The following is a 23,279-nucleotide window of genomic DNA, read 5'->3' as shown; positions in this document are numbered from 1 at the left end:
GCGGGTCCCGATCGTCCGTCCGTTCCGACCTCAGGGAGCAAGCGCATGAGCCCCGACCATCCGCCAGGACTCGACCTCGACGGGCTGCGCGCCCTTCTGGAGCGCGAGCGCCCCGGCCTGGTCCACGGCCCCCTCACCGGCCGGCTGATCGAGGGCGGACGGTCGAACCTCACGTACCGGGTGACGGACGCGGCAGCCGCCGCGAAGTGGGTCGTACGGCGGCCCCCGCTCGGCCATGTCCTGGCCACCGCGCACGACATGCGGCGCGAGCACCGGGTGATCAGCGCCCTGCACCCGACCAGCGTGCCGGTGCCGCGTCCGGTGCTGCTGTGCGAGGACGAGAAGGTGCTCGGGGCGCCGTTCTACGTCATGGAGTTCGTCGAGGGCACCCCGTACCGGACCGTCGACGATCTCGCCCCGCTCGGCCCGGAGCGCACCCGGGGCGTGATGCTGTCGCTGGTGGACACCCTGGTGGAGCTGCACGCGGTGGATCCCGCCGAGGTGGGCCTGGCCGACTTCGGGCGCCCGGAGGGCTTCCTGGACCGGCAGCTGCGGCGCTGGGGCAAGCAGCTGGACTCCTCCCGCACCCGCGACCTGGCCGGGATCGACGAACTGCACGCGGCGCTCGGCCGGGACCTGCCGGTCTCCCCCGCGCCGTCGGTCGTGCACGGCGACTACCGGCTGGACAACGTCCTGATCGGCCCCGACGACTCGATCCGCGCGATCCTCGACTGGGAGATGTCGACGCTGGGCGACCCGCTGACCGACCTGGGTCTGCTGGTGATGTACAGCGTGCCGCTGGAGCTGCCCGACTCGCCCGTCTCGACGACCGCCGCCGCGCCCGGGCACCCCTCCCCGGCGGAGCTGGTGGAGCGGTACGCGGTGCGCTCCGGGCGGGACGTGTCGGCCGTGTCCTGGTACACGGCGTTCGCCTGGTTCAAGCTCGCCGTGATCCTGGAGGGCATCCACTACCGGTACACGCTGGGCCAGACGGTCGGGCGCGGCTTCGACCGGATCGGCGATCTCGTCCCCGTCTTCATCGAGCACGGACTGACCACTCTGCAGGAAGGCTGACCGGCCATGGACTTCGCGTTCGACGCGCGCACCGAGGAACTGCGCGCCAAGCTGCTCGCCTTCATGGACGAGTACGTGTACCCGGCCGAGGCGGTGGCGGAGGAGCAGCGGGCCGCGCTGGCCTCCCCCTGGGACACCCCCGCGGTGGTGGGGGAGCTGAAGGCCGAGGCGCGCCGGCAGGGGCTGTGGAACCTCTTCCTGCCCGACACCGAGTACGGCGCCGGCCTCACCAACCTCCAGTACGCGCCGCTCGCCGAGATCACCGGGCGCTCCCCGCACCTGGCGCCGACCGCCCTGAACTGCGCGGCGCCCGACACCGGGAACATGGAGGTGCTGACGCAGTTCGGGGACGAGCAGCAGCGGAAGCAGTGGCTGGAGCCGCTGCTCGCCGGTGAGATCCGGTCGGCGTTCGCGATGACGGAGCCGGAGGTGGCGTCCTCCGACGCCACGAACATCACCACGCTCATCCGGCGCGAGGGCGACGAGTACGTCATCACGGGGCGCAAGTGGTACATCTCCGGGGCGATGAACCCGGACTGCAGGATCTTCATCGTGATGGGCAAGACGGACCCGGACGGGACCGACATCCGCCGCCAGCAGTCCATGGTGCTCGTCCCGCGCGACACACCCGGGGTCACCGTGAAGCGGGCCATGAAGGTCTTCGGGTACGAGGACCACTCCCACGGCGGCCACGCCGAGGTGGTCTTCGACCACGCGCGCGTGCCGGTGGCGAACCTGGTCGGCGAGGAGGGCGGCGGTTTCGCCATCGCGCAGGCCCGGCTGGGTCCGGGCCGGATCCACCACTGCATGCGGCTGATCGGCATGGCCGAGCGGGCCATCGAGCTGATGTGCCGGCGGGCCGTCTCGCGCACCGCGTTCGGCAAGGCGCTGGCCCAGCAGGGCGTGGTGCACAACTGGATCGCGGACGCGCGCGTGACGGTCGAGCAGCTGCGGCTGCTGGTGCTCAAGACCGCCTGGAAGATGGACACGGTCGGCAACCGGGGCGCCCACACAGAGATCCAGGCCATCAAGATCGCCACACCGCGTGCGGTCGTCGACATCATCGACCGCGCGATCCAGCTGCACGGCGCGGGCGGCGTCAGCCAGGACTTCCCGCTGGCCGACCTGTACGCCGGCGCGCGCACGCTGATGATCGCCGACGGCCCGGACGAGGTCCACCAGCGGTCGCTGGCCCGGCGGGAGCTGAAGAAGTACCTGTAGCAGCCGCTACGGCCTGAGGGCCCGCAGCAGGAGGTCCGCCAGATGGTCGGCGACCTCCTGCGGGGTCATCGGGCCGCCCGGGCGGTACCAGGTGGAGAGGTGGTGGACCGAGCCGAAGTGGTAGTCCACCACCAGGTCCGCCGGGGTCGCCGAGGAGAAGACGCCCGCCGCCTGGCCCTCTTCGATCAGGGCCCGGAAGCGTTCGTGGTAGCGGCGGCGTTCCGCGCGGACCTGTTTGTTCTTCTCGGGGCTCAGATGGTGCATCGAGCGGAAGAAGATCATCGCGTCGTCGAGGTTCTCGATGGTGGTGACGACGACGTCCGCCGCCGCACCGCGCAGCCGCTTCTCGATCGGCTCGTCGGCACCCGCGAACGCGTCGAGCCGCTCCTGCTGGACGCGCAGCACGCGCGCGTACACCTCGTGCAGCAGGTCGTCCTTGGAGCCGAAGTAGTGGTACAGCGCCCCCTTGGTGACGCCGGCCGCCTCCACGATCTCCTGCACGGAGGTGCGGTCGTAGCCCTGCTCGGCGAAGAGCCGGGTGGCGGCGGCGAGCAGCCGCTGCGGCACAGGAGCCTCCGCGCCGTCCGTCGTCCTGGGCACTGCCGCCACCTGCCTTTCACTTCGTTACGTCTCTGGCTGTCGTGCGTGCGGGAACGCAGTTCCCGACGGAGGATCTTCCCACTGGCCGTCTTGGGCAGGTCGGGCAGGATCTCCACCTGCCGCGGATACCTGTATGCCGCCGGCCTGTCCTTGCAGTAGGCGGTGAGCGTATCCGCATCCGCGTCGGCTCCGGGCCGCAGGCTGATGTACGCCTTGACCGTCTCGCCCCGGTAGCCGTCCGGCACACCGACGACGGCCGCCTCGCGCACCGCCGGGTGGGTGTACAGCACGTCCTCGACCTCGCGCGGCCACACCTTGCTCCTCCTTCTGGGGGACACGCCCAGACCCCCGGCGGACGCGTTGATCATGTCCTGCGACCCGCATCGGGTTGACGAGGACGACGATCGCGCCCGCCTTCCGGGCGCCGAGCAGGGCGAGCACGAAGGGCGGGGAGTTCTGCAGCAGGATCGCCACCCGCTCGCCGCGCTCCAGCCCGCCTGCGGCGAGATGCCCTGCGACGGAGTCGCTGAGCTCGGCCGGCTCGCGGTAGGTGAGCCGGCCGTCGAAGTAGGTGAGCGCGGTGCGGTCCGGGGCCTCGGCGACCGAGCGACGCAGGGCGCGATCGGGGCGCGCCGGCCGTCGTCCCAGACGGCCAGCCAGGGCTTGGCGGCGTACAGGGAGGCCGGGGCGGTCATTCGGCTGCCTCCCACTTGCGCTGGAGATGGTTCATGCCGCTCAGCCAGCGGTCGGGGTCGGCGGCACGCGCCTGGTAGAACTCGGCGACCTCGGGGTGCGGCAGGATCAGGAAGCGGTCCTCGGCGATGCCCTTGAACAGGGCGTCGGCGACATCCGCCGGCTCGATCGCGGTGGGCTTGAGGACCAGGTCGCCCGCGCTGCCGGTGGCGGCCAGCATGTCGGTGCGCACACCCTGCGGGCAGATCGCGTGGACCTTGATCCCGCGGTGGCGGTAGGTGAGCGACAGCCACTCGGCGAAGGCGTACGCGCCGTGCTTGGTGACGCTGTAGGGGGCGGCGCCGATCATGGTGAGCAGTCCGGCGGCGGAGACGGTGGAGACGAACCGGCCGGAGCCGCGCTCCAGCCAGTCCGGGAGCAGGGCGTGGGCCGCGCGGACATGGGCCATCACGTTCACGTCCCAGGCGAGTTGCCACACGCTCTCGTCGGCCGCCTCGGAGCCGCCGGAGGCGACCCCGGCGTTGGCGCAGTAGACGTCTACGGTGCCGAGCGCCTCCCTGGCCGGGTCCACGATCGTCGCCGCGTCGCCCGGGACCGCGATGCCGCCGATCTCCTCGGCGACGGCGCGCGCCCGGTCCGCGTCGAGGTCGTTGACCACGACCCGGGCTCCCTCGGCGGCGAAGCGGCGGGCCAGCGCGGCCCCGATGCCGCCCCCCGCTCCGGTGACGACCACTCCAGCACCCTGCACGGCTTGCATCATCGGTCTCCTTCGACGCGACGCGAATCGGCTCCGGCGCCAGACTAACCGGTCGGTATGTTCGAGGAAAGGGCGACCGGACTCCCCGGTGAGTCGTCACGTATGGCCAAGTTCGCCCGTTGGCAGGACGATGCGCCCACATCGCACGTGGCCTCGGGGGACGGGAGCCTGTCATGGCACAGCCGACGATGAGTGTGACTCCGTACTGGGAACTGACCTTCGACGCGGACGGGGACGTCGATCCGCGACAGCGGGACCGGCTGCTGGCCGGCGTGGAACAACGGAAGATCCGCGATCTGATCGTCTTCTCGCACGGCTGGAACAACGACCGCTCCGGCGCGACCCGGCTCTACAGCGGCTTCTTCGCCCCGATCCCCGGGCTCGCCCCGGCGACGGCCAGGATCGGGTACGCGGGCGTGGTGTGGCCGTCGATGCGGTTCTGCGACGAGCCGATCCCCGGCTTCCCGCACACCACGGCCGTCGCCCCGGCGCCGGGACTCGACGACGGCACCCGGCACGCGCTCCTGAAGACCTTCCCCGGCCGGGCCGCGGTGGTCGAGCGGATCGCGGGGCTCCTCGATCAACGACCGCCCGGGGAGGGCGGGTTGGAGGAGTTCGGGCGGCTGGTGCGGGAGCTGGTGGCGGACGACGTGCCGCCGTCGTGCGCGGCGGACACCCAGCCGGAGGACGAGCCGGAGATGTTCACCGGGCCGACGGCGGCGGCCTGCGAGGAGTTCGCGGCGGCCCTGGCCGGACTCGCGTCGGAGGGGTTCACGCTGCCCAACCCGTGGGACGGGGCGAAGGAACTGCTGCGGCAGGCGACGTACTACGCGATGAAGCGGCGCGCGGGGACGGTGGGCGAGCGGGGGCTCGGGCCGCTGATCGGCCGGCTGGCGGCCGTGGCGCCGGAGCTGCGGGTGCATCTGGTGGGGCACAGCTTCGGCGGGCGGCTGGTGTCGTTCGCGCTGAGCGGGCTGCCCGAGGGGGTGCGTTCGGTGAAGTCGGTGACGCTGCTCCAGGGGGCCTTCTCGCACTACGCGTTCGCCGCGCGAGGGATGCTCCAGGGGCGGCAGCAGCGTATCGACGGCCCCCTGGTGTGCTGTTACTCGCGGTTCGACCAGGCGCTGAGCACGATGTACCCGCTGGCCTCGCGGATGGCGGGCGATGCCCGGGGGCTCGTCGGGAAGGTGCTGGGCGCCAAGTGGGGTGCCATGGGGCACGACGGGGTGCAGGAGGTGCCGGGCACGCACGCGTGCGCGCTCACCGAGGCGCTGTCCGGGACCCTGCCGAGGTCGGGGTGCGTGAACGTCGACGCGGCGGAGGTCGTCAGTCGCGGCGGGGCGCCGGCCGGGGCGCACAGTGACATCGTGCACCCCGAGCTGGCGCGGCTGGTGCTGGCGGCGGGCCGGATCCGCTGAGACCACCGGAACGCGGCCCGCCGCCGTGGGAACTACCGGTGTGACGTGAACTCCACCACCTGCTGGAAGGTGGGCCGGTTCTGCCAGCTGATGTTGTAGTGCTTGATGCCGCCCAGGGTGCGCTGGACGATCGAGTCGGCGCACCACTGGTTGCCCGCGGCGCACAGGTCGTCGCCCGGGTAGACCTGGGCCGCGGTCAGGCCGGCCGCCGTCTTCAGGGTGCTGATGAGGACGTCACGGCAGCTGCTGACGGTCCCGCTGCCGCAGTACTTCTGGGGCAGCGCGCCCTGTACCGAGTCGCCGAGCACGGCCCGGATGTCCTTATCGACATAGCTCCACCAGCCGTACTGGAAGGAGCTTCCGGCGTGCGACCCGGTCGGGCCGTGGGCGGCCGACGGGGCCTCGTCGATGGGCAGGTTGGCGGTGATCGCGGTGTACAGGTCGGTTCCGAGGCCCGGTTCGAACTCCGCCTTCACCAGCAGCGGCCACCAGGCGTCCAGGATGCGGATCGCGTCGGCGTTGGCGTAGGTCTTCGAGCCCGCCGTGGTCTCCGTGCGCTGCCCGCCCGCCGTGAGCCAGGTCTGGAGCTTGCTCACCGCGGCGGCCGCGGTGGTGTCGGTGACCGTGGAACTGTTGATCACGCGCAGCAGGTCGGGCAGGACGTCCTCGGCGCGCAGGTCCGCGAGCGAGGCGTCCGCCATGGCCTTCACCAGTGCGGCACGGGTGACGCCGCCGGCCGCGACCAGCTTCTTCACCCGGCTCTCCAGCAGGTTGCCGCGGTGCACGGAGCCGTCGCCCCAGGAGGCCGTCGTGTAGTTCAGGGCCTGTTTGTTGTTCCAGGAGATGTAGTAGTCCTGGTCGACGGAGTTGGGGTGCGCCGAGGCCGGGGTGTAGTCGGCGGTGTTGGTGGCCGGCACCCAGTTCTTCCACTCGTACGCCGCCTGCGCCCACACCGGGAACTCGGCGTCCACGCCGGCCGCGCGCACCGGGTTGTCGCCGCTGTTGTAGTACGCGGTGTGGTTGGCGTCGGCGTAGAACCAGTTGAAGGTGTAGTTGATGTGCTGCACCGCGCTCTGGAAGGTCTGCGGGCTCTTGACGTAGTCCGGGTCGTTCAGCATCTGGAAGCCGATGATCGAGTCGGCCTCGTGCATGTACGAGGAGCGGAGCGTGGTGTAGGCGACCTTCTTGCCGCCGACGGTCGCCCGGTAGGCGACGGGGCCGTACTTGGTGCGCCAGACACGCATGGTGTAGGAGCCGGCGGCGGTGGCGTCGGCCGTGGTGGGCTTCCAGGAGTTCTTCAGCTCCACCTTGTCCATGGCCGTGCAGGTGCCGTGGTAGAGGTAGTGGTAGTCGTCCTGGCAGAGTTCGACGGCGTAGGTGTCGATGATGTCCTGGCCGGACGTCGTGGCGCTCCACGAGTAGTCCTGGCCGCGGCCCAGTTCGACGTACATGCTCAGGCCCGCGAAGGAGGCGCCGCGGGCGCTGATGCCCGGGCCCTGGATCTCCTGGAGCATGAGCAGCTGCGGGGCGAAGTAGCCGGTCTGCGGGCCGAAGACGGCGATCGGGTGGCCGCTCGCGGTGGCCTTGCCGCTGACCACGAGGGCGTTGGACATCCCGCGCCTGGCCGAGCTGAGCGCGCTCGCGGTGGCCGCCGCGGCGGTGGCGGAGGCGCTCTGGTCGCCGCCGGTGCCGGTGGGGTCGTAGACCAGCGGCTCGGTGCTCACCGTGCCGGCGTCGGGCAGCGCCTCGCCCTGCGCGTCGGCGGGCTTGCCGCCGTAGGGGAAGCTCTCGCCGTTGTGGACGGTGAGGACGGCCTCGGGGTCGTTGCGCTCGCGGAACGCCTCCCAGACCTTGGTGCCCTGTTCGACGCCGTACTGCTCCTGCGCGGCGAGCAGCGAGATGGCGTTGTTGACCTCGCCTCCGCCGCCCGAGCCGAAGAGGGCTCCGATGACCGAGGCCAGCGCCACCAGGTCGGTGATCTTGAAGTGGTCGATGGTGCCGGCGTTGGTGATTGAGTCCTTGTGGCCGGTCAGGACGTATTCACCGGGGAAGTAGCGGCCGCTGTCGGAGGCGTCGATGTAGGAGTTGATGCCGTCGAGGTAGGCGTTCGCGTCGGCGAGCGCCTGCTGGCCGCGGGTGCCGTTGTTGGCGGTGGCGTTGTCGATCTGGGCCTGGAGGTCTGCCTCGGTGTACGGAGCGTTGCGCCAGAACTGCTGCTCGAGGCCCTGGTTGGAGGGGTCGCCGCCCGCGAAGGCGGTGAGCTGGCCGCGGCCGACGTGCCGGAACACGTCCATGAGCCACAGCCGGTCCTGGGCGGCGGCATACCCGGCGCCGAACTCCGTGCCGTATCTGGTGGTACCGGTGATGTGCGGGACGCCCGTCTTCTTGTCACGGACGATCGTGACGTCGGTGCGGCCCGCGGGACTCAGGGTGGAGGCGACTTGATCGGAGGCGACACCGAACGACGCGTCGTTGAAGAACGTGTTGATCGTCGCGTTGGTGAGGGACGAGTAGCCCTTGGCCAGGTTGGCGTAGGGGCCGAGCTGGTCCTCGGCGTGCTCCGGCTGGGTGCCGAAGGCCTGGTTGAGGAGGATCTGCGCGAGGGTGGCGTTGCCGTTCTCGCCGGGCGGCAGGATGTCGGAACACTGGCCGCCGCAGTAGTCGTTCGCCGCCGTGACGTCGGCCGCCGCGGCGGTCGTCTGGGCAAGGGGCGACAAAAGAGCGGCAATGAGCGCGCATACGGAGGCGGTCTTCAGGAACCCGGTGAATCTGCCGGGAGTTCTCAGTCTGTCGAGAGTGGTAAGGGGGGTTCGCCGTGGCATCGGCTGCTCCTAGCGACGAGGGTCGGCGGAACGTTACCGCCGGTATCCCCGGGATTGAAGATGAACATGCGTCAAGTTTTCGGCTTACGGAGGTCATCGGAAATCGGATGGAGCCGAATCGCTTGTCGATACGTCTATTCGACGACGTCCGTACGACGACGCCGAACTGACCGAAGTACAGGTGCAGATGTGACGGAGGTGCAAGGCGATGGCCGGTTTCCGGAGTCTGGCGAGACAGGCGCGAGACACGCGATGCGATCTGGCGCTACGGCGTTACTCGCTCCGCAAGTGCCTCGAGCGGTTCGCGCCCTACGGGCACAGGGCTACCTGGGACCATCTCTGCTCCCGGGCCGGGTTCGGCCCCGAGGACCGCTCCCCCGACCCGGCGCGGCTCGTGGCCGCACTGGACGAGTTGGAGGAGGCACGGGCGGTGTGGCTGGCCTACGAGGTCGACTTCGCGGCACGCCGCAGGAAGGAGAAGCACGACGGGCTGCGCAGGCCGGGCAGTGTGGACGACTGGCACCGGCTGACCTGGGGCGGCTTCGGCGTGGCGTGGTGCGACGACCCGCGGGTCCACCCCCGTGAACCGCTGGGCGAGGTGCTGCGCCGGCTGATCGCCGCGCTGGAGCGCGAGCCGGGGGCCGGCTGCCCGGTCTGCGGCGGCGAGCAACTGCGGTGGAAGTACGACCTGGACCACGAGCCGTCGGCCGGTCCGGTCTGCGTGGACTGCGGAATACTCGTCCCGCGCCCCGTTCTCACCCCCGAGGCGCTGGCATACGCCCGGCGCGGACGCATGCTGGTGTCCGTACCGGCGTGAAGCCCCTCCGAGTCCTGACCCTTCGACCGAGGTCCCTCTGAGAGAACGGCGGGGGTGCGCTGGGGATGCCGCACCCCTGGTTGAGGTGTGACGCGGGTCCGTACGGGCGCGGTGACGGTACCAGGCGTTAATCGGGTCGCTCCAGCCCTTTCCCGCAAGGAGAGTTGGGGGTGATGAAACCGAGCTGAGTACCCGAGGAGTCACCCATGTCGACGCTGCGCGTCACTGCCGAAGTGCTGACGGTCCACGACCACCCCAACGCCGACGCGCTCGAACTGGCCCAGGTCGGGCTCTATCGGGCGGTCGTGGCCAAGGGCGCGTACCGGACCGGGGAGGCCGCGCTCTACATCCCCGAGCAGGCGGTGCTGCCGTTGGAGCTGGTGGCGGAGCTGGGGCTGACCGGGCGGCTGGCGGGGAGCAGGTCGGACCGGGTGCGGGCGGTGCGGCTGCGGGGTGAGCTGTCGCAGGGGATCGTCTGCCGGCCGGAGGCGCTGGCGGACGTCGACCTGGCGCGGTCGGCGGCGGAGGGGACGGACTTCGCGGAGCGGCTGGGCATCGTGAAGTGGGTGCCGCCGATCCCCCCGACCATGAACGGGGAGGTCGAGTCGGCGCCGGACCTGCTGCCCTGGGTCGACATCGAGAACATCCAGCGCTACCCCGGCGTCTTCGAGCCCGGCGAGCCGGTGGTCCTGACGGAGAAGCTGCACGGAACCGCCTGCCTGGTGACGTATGTCGCGCGGGAGGAGCGGGTGTACGTCTCCTCGAAGGGCTTCGGCGCCAAGTCGCTGGCCCTGCGGGAGGATCCGCGCAACCTGTACTGGCGCGCCGTACACGGCCACGGCGTCGCCGGGACGGCGGCCCGCCTCGCGGAACGGCTGGGCGCGCGGCGCGTCGGGATCTTCGGGGAGGTCTACGGCGCGGGCGTGCAGGACCTGACGTACGGCGCCGACGGCCGGCGCGAGACGCTCGGTTACGCGGTGTTCGACGTGTCCGCGGAGATCGACGGCGAGGTGCGCTGGCTGGACGCGGCGGATGTGCTGGACGGGGAACTGCCGCTGGTACCACGGCTGTTCGAGGGTCCGTACGACAGTGAGCTGGTCCTCGCGATCGCGAGCGGCCGGGAGACCGTGTCCGGCCGCGAGCTGCATCTGCGGGAGGGCGTGGTGATCCGGCCCGCCCTGGAGCGGTACAGCCCGGTGACCGGCGGACGCGCCATCGCGAAGGCGGTGAGCGGGGCCTACCTGACCCGCAAGGGCGGCACGGAGTACGAGTAGCTATGAGGGCATCAGCCTCGACCCCGTGAGGCGTTCACCGAAGACGTCGTCCGGGTTGGACAGGACGCAGGTGTCGAGGGAGAGGCAACCGCAGCCGATGCAGTCGGTGAGGTGGTCGCGGAGGCGGTTCAACTGCTGGATGCGTTCGTCGAGCTCGGCCCGCCAGGCCTCGGACAGGCGGGCCCAGTCCTCACGGGTCGGGGTGCGTTCCTCGGGGAGTTCGGCGAGGGCCTCGCGGATCGTCGCGAGGGGAATGCCGACCCGTTGGGCGGCGCGGACGAAGGCGACTCTGCGCAGGGTGTCGCGGTGGTAGCGGCGTTGGTTGCCCGAGGTGCGGCGGCTGCTGATCAGCCCCTTGGACTCGTAGAAGTGCAGGGCGGAGACGGCGGCGCCGCTGCGTGCGGCGAGCTGGCCGACCGTGAGCTCGTGGATCTTCTCGGGAATCTGGGGCACCCCGTCAAGACTAGTCAACGCCCCGCCATCCATGCTAAGCAGTCGCTTAGCATCGTGACGCGCGAGAGGGCCGGAGACACATGGCAGAGCCGAGGATCTTCACATCCGTCGAGGAACTGCGCTCGGCGGTGGGCGAACAGCTGGGGCACACCGACTGGCTGGAGATCGACCAGAAGCGGATCGATCTCTTCGCCGAGGCGACGGGCGACCATCAGTGGATCCATGTCGATCCGGAGAAGGCCGCCGCCGGGCCCTTCGGGACCACCATCGCGCACGGGTATCTCACGCTGTCCCTGCTGCCGCTCTTCGGGCCCCAGCTGATCAAGGTCGAGGGGGTGAGGATGGGCGTCAACTACGGGACGAACAAGGTGCGTTTCCCCTCCCCCGTCCCGGTCGGCTCGCGGCTGCGGGCCACCGCGAGGATCTCCGGTGTCGAGGACGTCACCGGCGGCGTCCAGGTCACCGTCGCCTTCACCGTGGAGCGCGAGGGCGGGGACAAGCCCGTCTGCGTCGCGGAGTCGGTCTCCCGGTACTACCTCTAGCGGCTACTTCGCCGCGCCCACCATCCGCAGCACGAGGTCGGCGTACAGCGCGCCGACCTCGTCGGGCGTGCGGGGGCCGTCGACGTTGAACCAGCGGGCCACGTCGATGCAGAGGGAGAGCACGGCGAGGGTGGTGCCGTGGACGTCGAGGACCTCGAACTCACCGGCCGCCACGCCGTCCTGGACGATCCCGCGCACCTCGGCGTCGACCTGCCGGCGCAGCGCGAGGATCTCGGCGCGGGCCTCGGGGCCGAGGGCGTCCAGTTCGTACTGCACGACCCTGGCCGTGGTGCGCCACCCGGCGTGCCAGCGGACGAAGGAGCTGACGGCGTCCGCGAGCCGCTCCGCCGCGCTGCCGTCGCCCTGCGCGGCCGTGCGCAGGATGTCCAGCGCGCGGTCGTGGCCGATCCGGCTGATGCGGTGGAGGAGCTCCTCCTTGGTCTTGTAGTGGATGTAGAGGGCGGCCGGGCTCATGCCCGCGCGGCCGGCGATGTCACGGGTGGTCGTCGCGTGGTAGCCGCGCTCGGCGAAGGCCTCCACGGCGGCGACGAGCAGCCGTCGGGCCGCGTCGGGCGTGACCTCGTCCCACGGCTCGGCCTCGCCACCGGTCGTCTCCTCCGCCGTACTCATCGCTCCCTGGCCCCTCTCTCCGACAGTCGCCCCACCATACCGCCGAAAGTGAGCGCTCGCTTAGCCCGGGACGTCAGAGCTTCTCGAAGGGGTTGTACGTGCGGTTCGCCGGCTCCTGGCGGTCCCGGATCACCTTGGCCAGGGTGAAGGTCGAGGTGACCAGGTACAGGACCGCGATGGCCAGGAAGGCGCGGACCCAGGCGTCGGCGTTCAGTTTGAAGATGCCGATGGCGGTGGCGGCCATGGCCACGGAGAAGGAGGCGACAGCCTGGCCGTAGAAGGCCGCCGTGTTCTGCTGCTTGCCGGTGGATTCGCTCATGGGCCCAGCTTCGGCGGACGTGGCCCGCACCACATCCGCTCGCGTACTCAGGCACCTACTCAGAACGCCGAAACCCCGGTCAGCGCACGCCCGATGACCAGTTTCTGGATCTGGCTCGTGCCCTCGTAGAGGGTCATCACCCGGGCGTCGCGCAGCAGTTTGCCCGCCGGGTACTCGTCGATGTAGCCGTAGCCGCCGAAGACCTGAAGGGCGTTGTTCGCGGCGCGGACGGCGGCCTCGGAGGCGAAGAGCTTGGCCTTGGAGGACTCGGTCGCGAAGGGCAGCCCCCGGTCGATCAGGTCGGCGACCCGCCAGGTCAGCAGCCGGGCCGCGTCGACGTCCACCGCGATGTCGCTGAGCAGTTCCTGGACCAGCTGGTGGTGGGCGATGGTCCTGCCGAACTGCTCCCGCTCCCCCGCGTACCGCACCGCCGCGTCGAGGGCCGCCTGCGCGATGCCGACGCACCCCGCCGCGACCGACATCCGGCCCTTGGCAAGGGCCGACATGGCGACCGAGAAGCCCTTGCCCTCCTCGCCGAGCAGCGCGGAGGCGGGCACCCGGACGTCCTGGAGGACCAGTTCGGCGGTGGCCTGGCCGCGCAGGCCGAGCTTGCCGTGGACGGTACGGCGGGTCAGGCCCGGGGTGTCGGTGGGGACGAGGAAGGCGGAGACCCCCTTGTGGCCGGGGGCGTCCGTGGAGCGGGCGAAGAGCAGGACGACGTCGGCCCAGGTGCCGTTGGTGATGAACATCTTGGTGCCGGTGATGCGGTATTCGTCGCCGTAGCGCACCGCGCGCGTGGTGAGTTGGCCGGCGTCCGAGCCGGTGCCGGGTTCGGTGAGGCCGAAGCAGCCGACGTACGCGCCGGAGGTGAGCCCCGGCAGCCAGCGCCGCTTCTGCTCCTCGCTGCCCCGGGCGGCGATCGTCTTGGCGACCAGGCCGAGCGACACGGACACGATGCCGCGCACGGACGAGTCGCCGCGGCCCAGCTCCTCCGTCACCAGGCAGTACGCGAGGTGGTCGCCGCCGCTGCCGCCGTACTCCTCGTCGACGGTCAGCCCGAGGAAGCCGACCTGACCGAGCTTCTTCACGATCGAGCGGTCCACCTCCTCCGCGCGGTCCCAGGCGACGACGTGCGGGGCGATCTCGCGCTCGACGAAGTCCCGGGCGAGCCGCCGGACCGCCTCCTGCTCCTCGCTGAGGCCCAGGTTCACCACGACACCACCCCTTGAAAGCCACTTGAAAGCCGCTTTAAATTAGCACTGCTAGTTTCCCTTGCGCAGCCCTACTATGTGCGCCATGGCCCGACCCCGCAAGCCCTTGCTCAGCACCGACCGGATCGTGCGGACCGCCCGGTCGCTCGTGGACGCGGAGGGCCTCGCGGCCGTCTCGACGCGCCGGCTCGCCGCCGAGCTGGGGGTCAGCGGGCCGTCGCTGTACAACCACTTCCGCACCAAGGACGAGATCCTCGAAGCCGTCGCCGACTCGGTGAGCTCGCAGGTCGACCTGTCGATGTTCGAGGACGGGCGGGGGTGGCGGACCGCGCTGCACGACTGGGCCGTGTCCTACCGGGCGGCGCTGCGCGACCATCCGAACATCGTCCCGGTCCTCGCCCGGGGCCCCGGCCGCCGGCCCGCCGGGCTGCGGCTCGCGGACGCGGTCTACGGCGCGATGGTCGCGGCCGGCTGGCCGCCCGCGCAGGCCACCTCCATCGGCGCGCTGATGCGGTACTTCGTCATGGGCTCCGCGCTCGGCTCGTTCGCCGCCGGTTTCGTCGACGACGCGAGTGCGTACGACCCCGCCGACTATCCCCACCTCGGACAGGCGCACCTGCTCGCCGAACAGCAGGAGAAGATCGACGAGCGGGCGTTCGAGACGGGGCTCACGGCGCTCCTGGACGGGCTGGAGCGGCAGTACGCCCAGCTGTCGTAGACGGTTCGGCGGGCGCCGAAGTGTCCGTGGCGCATGCTGGGGCGCATGACCTCCAAGGACGTACGGGCGTCGGGGCTGGCCGCGGTCGCCTCGCTCATGGCCGACGAGACGCGCGCCGCGTGTCTGCTGGCGCTGCTCGACGGACGGGCGTGGACCGCCGGTGAGCTGGCCCGGCACGCGGAAGTGGCCGCGTCGACGCTGAGCGAGCACCTGGGCAAGCTGGTCGGGGGCGGACTGCTGGCGGAGGAACGGCAGGGCCGGCACCGGTACGTACGGCTCGCCGACGCGCGCACGGCCCAGCTCGTGGAGGACCTCGCCGCCCAGGTCGCCCCCGGCGTCGCGCCCCGCCCCCGCACCCTGCGTGCCTCGAACGCCGGCTCGGCGATGGCCCGCGGCCGCACCTGCTACGACCACCTCGCCGGCCGTCTCGGCATCACCCTCACCGACGCACTGACCACGCGCGGGCTGCTGCGCGGGGCGGGCGAGGAGGGCGACGGAAGCGAGGGGGGCGAGGCGAGCGCGGTGCCCCGGGATCCGGGCGCGGCCGGGACGCCGGCAAACGCCGGCACACCGGGATCAGCCGGCGCGTCGGGATCAGCTGGCGCGTCGGGACCGGCCGGCACGTCGGGACCGGCCGGCGCGTCGGAACCGGCCGACACCCCGAGACCGGCCGGCGCGTCGGGATCAACCGGCACACCGGGATCAGCCGGAGTATCAGGGCCGGCCGGCGCCTCTCCGGGGCGATCGGGTGACGCGTCGGGGACCGGGTTCGGGCTGACGGACGCCGGGCTGCGGTGGTTCGCCGATGTCGGGATCCCGTTGGAGCGGGCGACGCGACGGCCCCTCGTGCGGGCCTGTCTCGACTGGACCGAGCGTCGGCCCCATCTCGCCGGCGTCGCGGGCGCGGCCCTGTGCCGGCACGCCTTCGACGCGGGGTGGTGCGTACGGATCGGGTCCGAGCGGGCCGTGAAGGTGACGGCGACGGGTGAGCGGGCACTCGGCGAGCTGCTGGGCATCGAGCCGGGGGCGCTGCGGTGAGCCGTGGTGGCCGTCCGAAATCCGCGAGCTTCCGCGGCCTGTCCTCTCCTAGCCTCGGGAGCATGATGAACAACGCCCGTCGTCCGGAACTGCTCGCCGCCGGTGCCGCCCTGGTGACGGTCGTGGCCTGGGCCTCCGCCTTCGTGTCGATCCGCAGTGCGGGTTCCTCGTACGCGCCGGGCGCGCTGGCGCTCGGGCGGCTGCTGTCCGGTGCGCTGGTGCTCGGCGTGCTGTGTGCCGTACGGCGTGAGGGATGGCCGCCACGGGCCGCCTGGCGCGGGATCGCGGTGTCGGGGGTGCTGTGGTTCGGGTTCTACATGGTGGCGCTCAACTGGGGTGAGCAGCAGGTGGACGCCGGCACCGCGGCGCTCGTCGTGAACATCGGGCCGCTGCTGATCGCCCTGCTGAGCGCGCGGCTGCTCGGGGACGGGCTGCCGCCGAGGCTGCTGGCCGGGATGGCGGTGTCGTTCGCGGGGGCGGTGGTGGTGGGCCTGTCGATGTCGGGCGGGGGCGGGTCCTCGCTGCTCGGGGTGGTGCTGTGTCTGCTGGCCGCCGTGGCGTACGCGGGCGGGGTGGTGGCGCAGAAGCCGGCGCTCGGCCACGCGAGCGCCCTGCAGGTGACGACGTTCGGGTGTCTGGTGGGCGCGGTGGTGTGTCTGCCGTTCGCCGGGCAGCTGGTCCAGGACGCGTCCGACGCCCCGCTGTCGGCCACGCTCAACATGGTCTACCTGGGGGTCGTGCCGACCGCGCTCGCCTTCACGACGTGGGCGTACGCCCTGGCCCGGACGACGGCCGGGCGGATGGGCGCGACGACGTACGCCGTGCCCGCGCTGGTCGTGCTGATGTCCTGGCTGGCGCTGGGCGAGGTGCCCGGGGTGTTCACCCTGGCGGGCGGGGCCCTGTGCCTGGCGGGCGTGGCGGTGTCCCGGTCGAGGGTGCGGCGGCCCGCCGCACCCGAGCCCCGGGCCGACGACGAGCGCGCCCTCCGCTAGAACACCACCAGTGCCCGTCCGCCCTTCCCCGCGAGCATGTTCTCGAAGGCCGCCGGGATGCCCTCCAGGGCGATGCGTTCCGTGACCAGGGCGGAGAGGTCGAGGCGGCCCGCCCGGACGTGTTCGGCGAGGACCGGGAGGTCCTTCGCCGGGTCGGAGTTGCCGTAGACACAGCCCGCGAGGGTGCGGCCCCAGTGGAAGAGTTCCAGGGCGTTGAAGGTGACCTGCTGGTCCTTGCCGCCGATGCCGACGACCGTGGTGCGCCCGCCCCGGCGGGTGGACTCCCACCCCGTGCGGATGGTGACCGCGCGGCCCACGCACTCCACGGCCACGTCGACGCCCTGCCTGCCGGTGAGGGCGCGGATCTCGCGGGCGGTGTTCTCGGAGGCGACGACGTAGTGCGTGGCGCCGGCTGCCCGGGCCAGTTCCTCCTTCTCCGGGGAGACGTCGACGGCGACGATCGTGGAGGCACCGGCGATCCGGGCCGCCTGGAGGGTGGCCAGGCCCACTCCGCCCACGCCGAGGACGGCGACCGTCTCGCCGGGAAGCACGCGCGCCGCGTTGTGGACGGCGCCGTAGCCGGTGAGGACCGCGCAGCCCAGGAGCGCGGCGTCGGTGAGCGGGATGCCGTCGGGGACGGGCAGGACACAGGAGGCGGACACGACCGTCTCCTCGGCGAACGCGGCGACGTTCAGTCCCGGGTGGAGGTCGACTCCGGCCGCGGTGCGGGCGTACACGTCGGCGGAGCCGGCCAGCGCGTTGGCGCACAGCCAGACCTCGCCCAGTCCGCAGGCGTGACAACGGCCGCAGGACGGCGCCCAGTTGAGGACGACGCCGTCGCCGGGGGCCACTCCCGTGACCCCCTCTCCCACGGATACGACCGTCCCCGCGCCCTCGTGGCCCAGCACCGCGGGGACGGGCACCCGCATGGTGCCGTCGGAGAGGGAGAGGTCGGAGTGGCAGACGCCGGCGGCGGCGAGGCGGACGCGGACCTGGCCGGGGCCGGGTTCCGGGAGGTCGATCCCGGTGATCTCCAGGGGGGCGCCCACGGCGGGGAGTACGGCGGCACGGACCATGGTGGCGACTTCCTCAGAACTGGAGGGACTTGGTCTGGAGGTACTCGGCGAGGCCGTGCGCGCCGAGCTCGCGGCCGACGCCCGACTGCTTGTAACCGCCGAAGGGGGCACGGGGGTTGAAGCGTCCCCCGTTGATGTCGACCTGCCCGGTGTCCATCCGGCGGGCGAAGGCCACCGCCTCGGTCTCGTCGCCGGCCCAGACCGCGCCGGCGAGGCCGTAGACCGTGCCGTTGGCGATGCGGAGGGCGTCGTCCTCGTCGTCGTAGCGCAGGATCGACAGGACCGGGCCGAAGATCTCCTCCTGGGCGATCGTCATCTCCGGTGTGACGTCGGCGAAGACGGTCGGCGCGATGAAGTAGCCGCGCTCGCGCGGGGATTCGGGGCCGCCGGCAATCAGGCGGGCGCCCTCGGCGATGCCCTTCTCGATGTAACTCCGTACCCGTGCCTGCTGCTTGGCGCTGACGACCGGGCCGATGCGGTCGCCGTACTTGGCGGCGGCGGTCGCGGCGAGCGCGACGGCCTCCTCGTACCGGTCGCGGTGGACCAGCATCCGGGTCCAGGCGCTGCACGTCTGGCCGGAGTTGGACATCACGTTGGCGACGCCGACGTTGACCGCCCTGGCGAGGTCGGCGCTCGGCAGGATGACGTTGGCGGACTTGCCGCCGAGTTCGAGGGCGACCTTCTTGACCGCGGCACCGGCGGTGGCGGCGATCCGGCGGCCCACGGCGGTGGAGCCGGTGAAGGAGACCAGGTCGACGCCGGGGTGTTCGGCGAGGGCCTGCCCCGCGACCGGGCCGAGGCCGGTGACGAGGTTGAAGACGCCCGCCGGGACGCCCGCCTCGTGGACCGCCTCCGCGAAGAGCTGGGCGGTGAGCGGGGTGTCCTCGGCCGGCTTGAGGACCACCGTGCAGCCCGCGGCGAGGGAGGGGGCGACCTTGGCGACGATCTGGTGCAGCGGGTAGTTCCAGGGGGTGATCGCCCCGACCACGCCGACCGGCTCCTCGTACACGGTCGAGTTGCCGACCTTCGCCTCGAAGGAGTGGGTCGCGGCGAGTTCGGCGTAGGAACCCGCGACGGCGATCGGTACGGCCGCGTGGACCGCCTGGGAGAAGGCGAGCGGGGAGCCCAGCTCGGCCGTGACGGTCTCGGCGATCTCGTCCTTGCGGGCCTCCAGGACGTCCCGGAGGGCGCCCAGCCGGGCGGCGCGCTCGGCGGGCGGGGTGGCCGCCCAGCCGGGCAGCGCGGCGCGGGCGGCCCGTACGGCGGCGTCGACGTCCTCGGCGCCGCCCGCCGGGACCCGGGCGATCACCTGTTCGTCGGCCGGGTCGACGACCTCGATCACGTCCTGGCTCGCGGCCGGGCGCCAGGCGCCGTCGAGATAGATGCCGTCGTGTGCCTTCATCGCGTTCGCGTTCCTTCCGGGCGGTCCGCACCTCGTCCCGGCCCCAAACTAGCGCCGTTAGTTTTGCAGCACCAGGGCCGTCTCACTCGTCCAGGTCCGGCAGCCGCGCCGGGGCCGGGCTGATGCGTTCGCCCTGCTGGTCGAAGGCGAAGAGATGGGCGGTGTCGACCAGGAGGGGGACCTGCATGCCGTACCGCAGGACGAAGTCGGGGGTGGTGCGGACCACCAGGTCGCCGGGGGCGCGGCCCTCGGCCGGGGCGGGCGGCTGCTCCGGTCCTGTCGGCTCGTCGAGGACGACGACCGGGCCGGCCCGCAGGCTGCCGGCGCGCTCCCGGAGCCGGCCCAGGACCCCGCCCTCGCGGCGCCGCCGGTGCGGCCGGGGCTGCGGGCGCGGCGCCTCCAGTTCGGGGACGAGGGCGGGGCTGGAGCCGGTGTTGAAGTGGACGAGGACCTCGTGGCCCTGGAACTCGACGTGTTCCACGAGCCCGGTGATGTGGGTCTCCTCGGGGCGGGCCTCGGCGGGCGTGGCGATGCGGATCGCCTCCGAGCGCAGCCCGACGATCACCTCGCGGCCCTGCTGCACACGCAGCAGCCTGTGGTCGGGGGAGAGAGGCTCGGGCAGTCGCAGGGCCTGTTTGCCGAGGCTGACCGTCATCGCGCCGTCGAGCGGGGCGCGGACCACCCCGCGCAGCAGGTTGATGCGCGGGGTGCCGATGAACGCGGCGACGAAGACGTTGCGGGGCAGCGCGTACACGGCGCGTGGGCTGTCGACCTGCTGGAGGATCCCGCCGCGCAGCACGGCGACCCGGTCGCCGAGTGACATGGCCTCGGCCTGGTCGTGGGTGACGTAGACCGTGGTGACGCCCAACTCCCGGGTGAGACGGGAGATTTCGGCGCGCAGGTGGTTGCGGAGCTTGGCGTCCAGGTTGGACAGCGGCTCGTCCATCAGGAAGGCCGAGGGGTGGCGGGCGATGGCCCGGCCCATGGCGACGCGCTGGCGTTCGCCGCCGGAGAGCTGACCGGGGTAGCGGTCGAGGAGTTCCTCGATGCCGAGCATCCGGGCGGTGGCGTCCACGCGGGGGGCCGGGTCGGCGCCGGGGGTCTCGATGCGCAGCGGGAAACCTATGTTGTCGCGGCCGGTCATGTTCGGGTAGAGAGCGAAGTTCTGGAAGACCATCGCGATGTCCCGCTCGGACGGCGCGAGGTCGTTGGCGTACGTGCCGTCGAGGTACACCTCCCCCTCCGTGACGGGCTCCAGGCCGGCGATCATGCGCAGCACGGTGGACTTCCCGCAGCCCGAGGGGCCGAGGAGGACCAGGAACTCGCCGGGGTGGATGTCCAGCGACAGCCGGTCCACCGCGCGGACGCCCTTCGCGTGGACCTTGCTGACGTCGTGCAGGGAGATGGCGCGTGTCATGGAGGCGTCCCCGGGGCTCACTCGGCTGGTGAGTCACGGAAGTTAACGGACTGTGCACGGCCGGGGGAAGAGACACGTCAGGATCGGACGTCACGGCCCTACAGGTGAGAAACCGGACGGTCTGGTTCAGTCCTTCGCCCGGCTGAGCCGCCTGGCCGGTCCCTCCGTTCTCGCCGTCTCCTCCGGCCTCGCCGGTGAGCGCAGGGCCACCCCCGAGGACAGCAGCAGCGCGCCCAGCATCACGAACGGCGCGGCCACGCCCGCGACTCCGGCGACCAGGCCCGCCGCGGCGGGGGCGGCGACCTGGCCGAGCCGGTTGCCGGTCAGCCGCAGCGCGAGGGCGGTGGACCGGGCGCCGTCGGGGGCGGCCTGGACGACCGTCGTCATGGACAGCGGCTGTCCGACCCCGAGGCAGAAGCCGAGTACGGCGAGCATGGCGCCCAGCGCCCACACCGGGACCGGCAGCGCGACCCCGGCGCACAGCAGGCCTGCCAGGAGACAGGTCACGGCGAGCAGCACGGCCCGGCCGAGCAGTCGCAGCAGCGGGGTGAGGACGAGCCGGCAGGCGATGGTGGCCGCCGCGCGGATGCTGAGCAGCACGCCGATCACCGAGGGCGCGATGCCCCGGTGTTCGCCGACGACCGGGAGGTAGGCGGTGAGGATGTCGGTCGCGGACAGCACGGCGAGGCTGACGAAGATGCCGGCGGGGACGCCCCGGGCGCGCAGGATGCGGCCGACGGGGACGCGGTCGCCGTTCTCCGTACGGGACTTGGGCGTCGTGTCGCGGTGTTCGACGCGCCACAGCGAGGTGAGGGCCATGGCACAGCCCGCGCCCGCGACGAGCAGGGCGAGCGCGCTGGTGTGCGCCATGTCGTCGCGGGCGATGAGCGCGCCGGCCGCGACGGGTCCGACCAGTTGGCCGAGGGAGGCGCCGATGGTGAAGTGGCCGAAGTTGCGGTCCTGTTCGTGCGGCGCGGACTGGCGGGCGACCAGCGACTGGGAGCCGATGACGAAGCAGAGGTGGCCGAGGCCCATCACCCCGCTCCACAGGGCCATCGTCCAGAGGGAGTTCGCGAGGCCGCTGAGCGCACAGCCGCCGGATATCAGGACGACGCCGACCGGCAGCAGCGGGGCGCAGCGGCCGTGGTCGGTGCGGCGGCCGAGCGGTACGGCGGCGAAGAGCGGGAGCAGCGCGTACACGCCCGCGATGACGCCGATCGCCCGCTCGTCGGCGCCCAGGGCGAGGGCCCGGTAGGAGACGGCGGGCCGGGCCATCGACACCGCCCCCTGCGCGAAGCCGAAGGCGATGACGAGTCGGAGCAGCCAGCCGCGGTTCCCGCCGGGCCTCACGAGTACCTCCATGACGGTTCTAGATGATGCCGAACAGCATGCCCGCCCCGAGGACCACCAGGCAGGTGAGGGCGGCCCACTTGACGACGAAGCGGGTGTGGTCGCCGAACTCGACCTTGGCCATGCCGACCAGGACGTAGACGGCCGGGACGAGCGGGCTGGACATGTGCAGCGGCTGGCCGACCAGTGAGGCGCGGGCGATCTCCAGGGAGGACACCCCGTGTGCCTGGCCGGCCTCGGCGAGGACCGGCAGGACGCCGAAGTAGAAGCCGTCGTTGGACATGAAGTAGGTGAGCGGAAGGCTCAGCAGGCCGGTGACGAAGGCCATGTGCGGGCCCATGCCGTCGGGGATGTTGTCGACCAGCCAGCGGGCCATGTGGTCGACCATGCCGGTGCCCTGGAGGACGCCGGTGAAGACGGCGGCGGCGAAGACCATGCCGGAGACGTTGAGGACGTTCTCGGCGTGCGCGCCGAGGCGGGCCTTCTGGTCGGGCATGTGCGGGAAGTTGACGGTCAGCGCCAGTGCCGCGCCGAGCAGGAACAGCACCGGGATCGGCAGCCACTCCATGATCATGGCGGTGAGCAGGACGACCGTGAGCAGCGCGTTGAACCAGTACAGCTTGGGGCGCAGGGTGTCGCGGTGCGGGTCGAGGCCCTTGAAGCCGTCGTCGTCCGGCTCCTCGGGGAGGGACGCGCCCCCGGAGCCCCCGGCGCCGCCGGTGCCCTGGGCACCGGTACCGGCGCCGACCAGCACGGTCTCGGTCTCCTTCTCCTCGACCAGCACCTCGTCCAGCGTCAGCACGCCGAGCCGCTTGCGCTCGCGGCGGCCGAGGACGTAGGAGAGCGCGATGACGAACACCAGGCCGACGGCGAGCGCCGGGATCATCGGGACGAAGATGTCGCTGGCGTCCAGCTTGAGGGCGGTGGCGGCACGGGCCGTCGGGCCGCCCCAGGGCAGCGTGTTCATCACGCCGTTGGCCATCGCGGCGACACCGGTCATCACGACCAGGCTCATCTTCAGGCGCTTGTACAGCGGGTACATCGCCGAGACGGTGATCATGAAGGTGGTGGAGCCGTCGCCGTCGAGCGAGACGATCGCGGCGAGGAGCGCGGTGCCCACGACGATGCGCAGCGGGTCGGCCTTGCAGAACTTCAGGATGGCCCGGACGATCGGGTCGAAGAGGCCGACGTCGATCATCACACCGAAGTAGACGATCGCGAACATGAGCATCGCCGCCGTGGGGGCGAGGCTGGTGACGCCGTCGATGACGTAGTCACCGAGCTTGGCGCCCTTCCCGACGAACACGCAGAACAGTGCCGGGATCAGCACGAGCGCCGCGATCGGCGACATCTTCTTCAGCATGATCAGGACCAGGAAGGTCGCGATCATGGTGAAGCCGAGGATGGTCAACATGTGTGGATACCTAACGTTCGCCCTTGAACATCCCACCTGGG

At 71.8% G+C, this 23,279-nt stretch carries 21 protein-coding genes and 2 pseudogenes; 9 read left to right on the top strand and 14 right to left on the bottom strand.

What is annotated here, in order from left to right; translation table 11 throughout:
• The first annotated feature begins 45 nt into the window (after positions 1-45).
• Both ACFPIH_RS39410 and ACFPIH_RS39405 read left to right on the top strand, forming a co-directional pair.
• A complete protein-coding gene (locus tag ACFPIH_RS39410) occupies positions 46-1,074 on the top strand; it encodes a phosphotransferase family protein (protein ID WP_381180282.1) in 1,029 nt (342 codons plus the stop codon).
• A gap of 6 nt (positions 1,075-1,080) precedes the next feature.
• Complete coding sequence (locus ACFPIH_RS39405) at positions 1,081-2,295, top strand: acyl-CoA dehydrogenase family protein (protein ID WP_381180280.1); 1,215 nt, start codon at positions 1,081-1,083, stop codon at positions 2,293-2,295.
• 6 nt (positions 2,296-2,301) lie between these two features.
• Here the strand turns inward: ACFPIH_RS39405 and ACFPIH_RS39400 are convergent, their stop codons facing one another.
• The 4 genes and pseudogenes from ACFPIH_RS39400 to ACFPIH_RS39385 all read right to left on the bottom strand — a co-directional run bounded on the left by ACFPIH_RS39400 (position 2,302) and on the right by ACFPIH_RS39385 (position 4,348).
• A complete protein-coding gene (locus ACFPIH_RS39400; protein WP_381180278.1) occupies positions 2,302-2,895 on the bottom strand; it encodes a TetR/AcrR family transcriptional regulator in 594 nt (197 codons plus the stop codon).
• Positions 2,896-2,927: 32 nt separating this feature from the next.
• Positions 2,928-3,269 (bottom strand): annotated as a pseudogene (locus ACFPIH_RS39395) (AMP-binding enzyme); the annotation flags it as partial.
• A gap of 19 nt (positions 3,270-3,288) precedes the next feature.
• Positions 3,289-3,510 (bottom strand): annotated as a pseudogene (locus ACFPIH_RS39390) (AMP-binding protein); the annotation flags it as partial.
• Between the two features lie 76 nt (positions 3,511-3,586).
• On the bottom strand, positions 3,587-4,348 hold the full coding sequence (locus ACFPIH_RS39385; protein ID WP_381180276.1) for an SDR family oxidoreductase: 762 nt from the start codon (positions 4,346-4,348) through the stop codon (positions 3,587-3,589).
• 170 nt (positions 4,349-4,518) lie between these two features.
• Between ACFPIH_RS39385 and ACFPIH_RS39380 the strand changes: the two genes are divergently transcribed.
• Complete coding sequence (locus tag ACFPIH_RS39380; protein ID WP_381180274.1) at positions 4,519-5,763, top strand: serine-threonine protein kinase; 1,245 nt, start codon at positions 4,519-4,521, stop codon at positions 5,761-5,763.
• A gap of 32 nt (positions 5,764-5,795) precedes the next feature.
• On the opposite strand, the gene ACFPIH_RS39375 is transcribed toward ACFPIH_RS39380, so the two are convergent.
• Positions 5,796-8,585: a penicillin acylase family protein gene (locus ACFPIH_RS39375; protein WP_381180271.1), complete on the bottom strand. Its 2,790-nt coding sequence runs from the start codon at positions 8,583-8,585 to the stop codon at positions 5,796-5,798.
• 208 nt (positions 8,586-8,793) lie between these two features.
• Here ACFPIH_RS39375 and ACFPIH_RS39370 point away from each other — a divergent pair, with 208 nt between their 5' ends.
• Positions 8,794-9,402 (top strand): hypothetical protein, encoded by a 609-nt coding sequence (locus tag ACFPIH_RS39370; RefSeq protein WP_381180268.1) that lies wholly within the window; start codon positions 8,794-8,796, stop codon positions 9,400-9,402.
• A 206-nt stretch (positions 9,403-9,608) separates the two neighbouring features.
• Positions 9,609-10,676 carry an RNA ligase (ATP) gene (locus ACFPIH_RS39365; protein ID WP_381180266.1) on the top strand — a complete coding sequence of 356 codons (1,068 nt, stop codon included), beginning with the start codon at positions 9,609-9,611 and terminating at the stop codon, positions 10,674-10,676.
• Here ACFPIH_RS39365 and soxR read toward each other — a convergent pair whose 3' ends face one another.
• Entirely contained in the window at positions 10,677-11,129 is a 453-nt protein-coding gene (gene soxR, locus ACFPIH_RS39360; protein WP_381180263.1) for a redox-sensitive transcriptional activator SoxR, read from the bottom strand.
• A gap of 80 nt (positions 11,130-11,209) precedes the next feature.
• Here soxR and ACFPIH_RS39355 point away from each other — a divergent pair, with 80 nt between their 5' ends.
• Positions 11,210-11,671 (top strand): MaoC family dehydratase, encoded by a 462-nt coding sequence (locus ACFPIH_RS39355; protein WP_381180260.1) that lies wholly within the window; start codon positions 11,210-11,212, stop codon positions 11,669-11,671.
• Positions 11,672-11,674: 3 nt separating this feature from the next.
• On the opposite strand, the gene ACFPIH_RS39350 is transcribed toward ACFPIH_RS39355, so the two are convergent.
• The 3 genes from ACFPIH_RS39350 to ACFPIH_RS39340 form a co-directional block, all read right to left on the bottom strand.
• Positions 11,675-12,301, bottom strand: coding sequence for a TetR/AcrR family transcriptional regulator (locus ACFPIH_RS39350; protein WP_381180257.1), 627 nt, complete (start codon positions 12,299-12,301; stop codon positions 11,675-11,677).
• A 73-nt stretch (positions 12,302-12,374) separates the two neighbouring features.
• The gene (locus ACFPIH_RS39345; RefSeq protein ID WP_381180254.1) at positions 12,375-12,620 is read right to left on the bottom strand and encodes a YiaA/YiaB family inner membrane protein; all 246 of its coding nucleotides are present in this window, start codon (positions 12,618-12,620) and stop codon (positions 12,375-12,377) included.
• A 59-nt stretch (positions 12,621-12,679) separates the two neighbouring features.
• Positions 12,680-13,831 (bottom strand): acyl-CoA dehydrogenase family protein, encoded by a 1,152-nt coding sequence (locus ACFPIH_RS39340; RefSeq protein ID WP_381180372.1) that lies wholly within the window; start codon positions 13,829-13,831, stop codon positions 12,680-12,682.
• A gap of 85 nt (positions 13,832-13,916) precedes the next feature.
• Between ACFPIH_RS39340 and ACFPIH_RS39335 the strand changes: the two genes are divergently transcribed.
• From ACFPIH_RS39335 to ACFPIH_RS39325, 3 genes are all read left to right on the top strand, one after another.
• A complete protein-coding gene (locus tag ACFPIH_RS39335; RefSeq protein ID WP_381180251.1) occupies positions 13,917-14,549 on the top strand; it encodes a TetR/AcrR family transcriptional regulator in 633 nt (210 codons plus the stop codon).
• Between the two features lie 45 nt (positions 14,550-14,594).
• On the top strand, positions 14,595-15,587 hold the full coding sequence (locus ACFPIH_RS39330) for an ArsR/SmtB family transcription factor (protein ID WP_381180248.1): 993 nt from the start codon (positions 14,595-14,597) through the stop codon (positions 15,585-15,587).
• Positions 15,588-15,652: 65 nt separating this feature from the next.
• The gene (locus ACFPIH_RS39325) at positions 15,653-16,579 is read left to right on the top strand and encodes a DMT family transporter (RefSeq protein WP_381180370.1); all 927 of its coding nucleotides are present in this window, start codon (positions 15,653-15,655) and stop codon (positions 16,577-16,579) included.
• On the opposite strand, the gene ACFPIH_RS39320 is transcribed toward ACFPIH_RS39325, so the two are convergent.
• From ACFPIH_RS39320 to ACFPIH_RS39300, 5 genes are all read right to left on the bottom strand, one after another.
• A complete protein-coding gene (locus ACFPIH_RS39320; RefSeq protein ID WP_381180245.1) occupies positions 16,576-17,655 on the bottom strand; it encodes a Zn-dependent alcohol dehydrogenase in 1,080 nt (359 codons plus the stop codon). The two genes, ACFPIH_RS39325 and ACFPIH_RS39320, sit on opposite strands and share 4 nt — an antisense overlap.
• Positions 17,656-17,668: 13 nt before the next feature.
• Positions 17,669-19,057 (bottom strand): aldehyde dehydrogenase family protein, encoded by a 1,389-nt coding sequence (locus tag ACFPIH_RS39315; RefSeq protein WP_381180242.1) that lies wholly within the window; start codon positions 19,055-19,057, stop codon positions 17,669-17,671.
• Positions 19,058-19,139: 82 nt separating this feature from the next.
• Positions 19,140-20,474 carry an ABC transporter ATP-binding protein gene (locus ACFPIH_RS39310; protein WP_381180239.1) on the bottom strand — a complete coding sequence of 445 codons (1,335 nt, stop codon included), beginning with the start codon at positions 20,472-20,474 and terminating at the stop codon, positions 19,140-19,142.
• 126 nt (positions 20,475-20,600) lie between these two features.
• Positions 20,601-21,824 (bottom strand): MFS transporter, encoded by a 1,224-nt coding sequence (locus ACFPIH_RS39305; protein WP_381180368.1) that lies wholly within the window; start codon positions 21,822-21,824, stop codon positions 20,601-20,603.
• Positions 21,825-21,843: 19 nt separating this feature from the next.
• The gene (locus tag ACFPIH_RS39300) at positions 21,844-23,238 is read right to left on the bottom strand and encodes a CitMHS family transporter (RefSeq protein WP_381180236.1); all 1,395 of its coding nucleotides are present in this window, start codon (positions 23,236-23,238) and stop codon (positions 21,844-21,846) included.
• Positions 23,239-23,279: the final 41 nt, after the last annotated feature.

This window comes from Streptomyces vulcanius (assembly GCF_042653945.1).
Lineage (GTDB): Bacteria > Actinomycetota > Actinomycetes > Streptomycetales > Streptomycetaceae > Streptomyces > Streptomyces mangrovi.
Note: the sequence above shows the minus strand (reverse complement) of the source record. Positions and strands in the feature narration are given on the sequence as shown.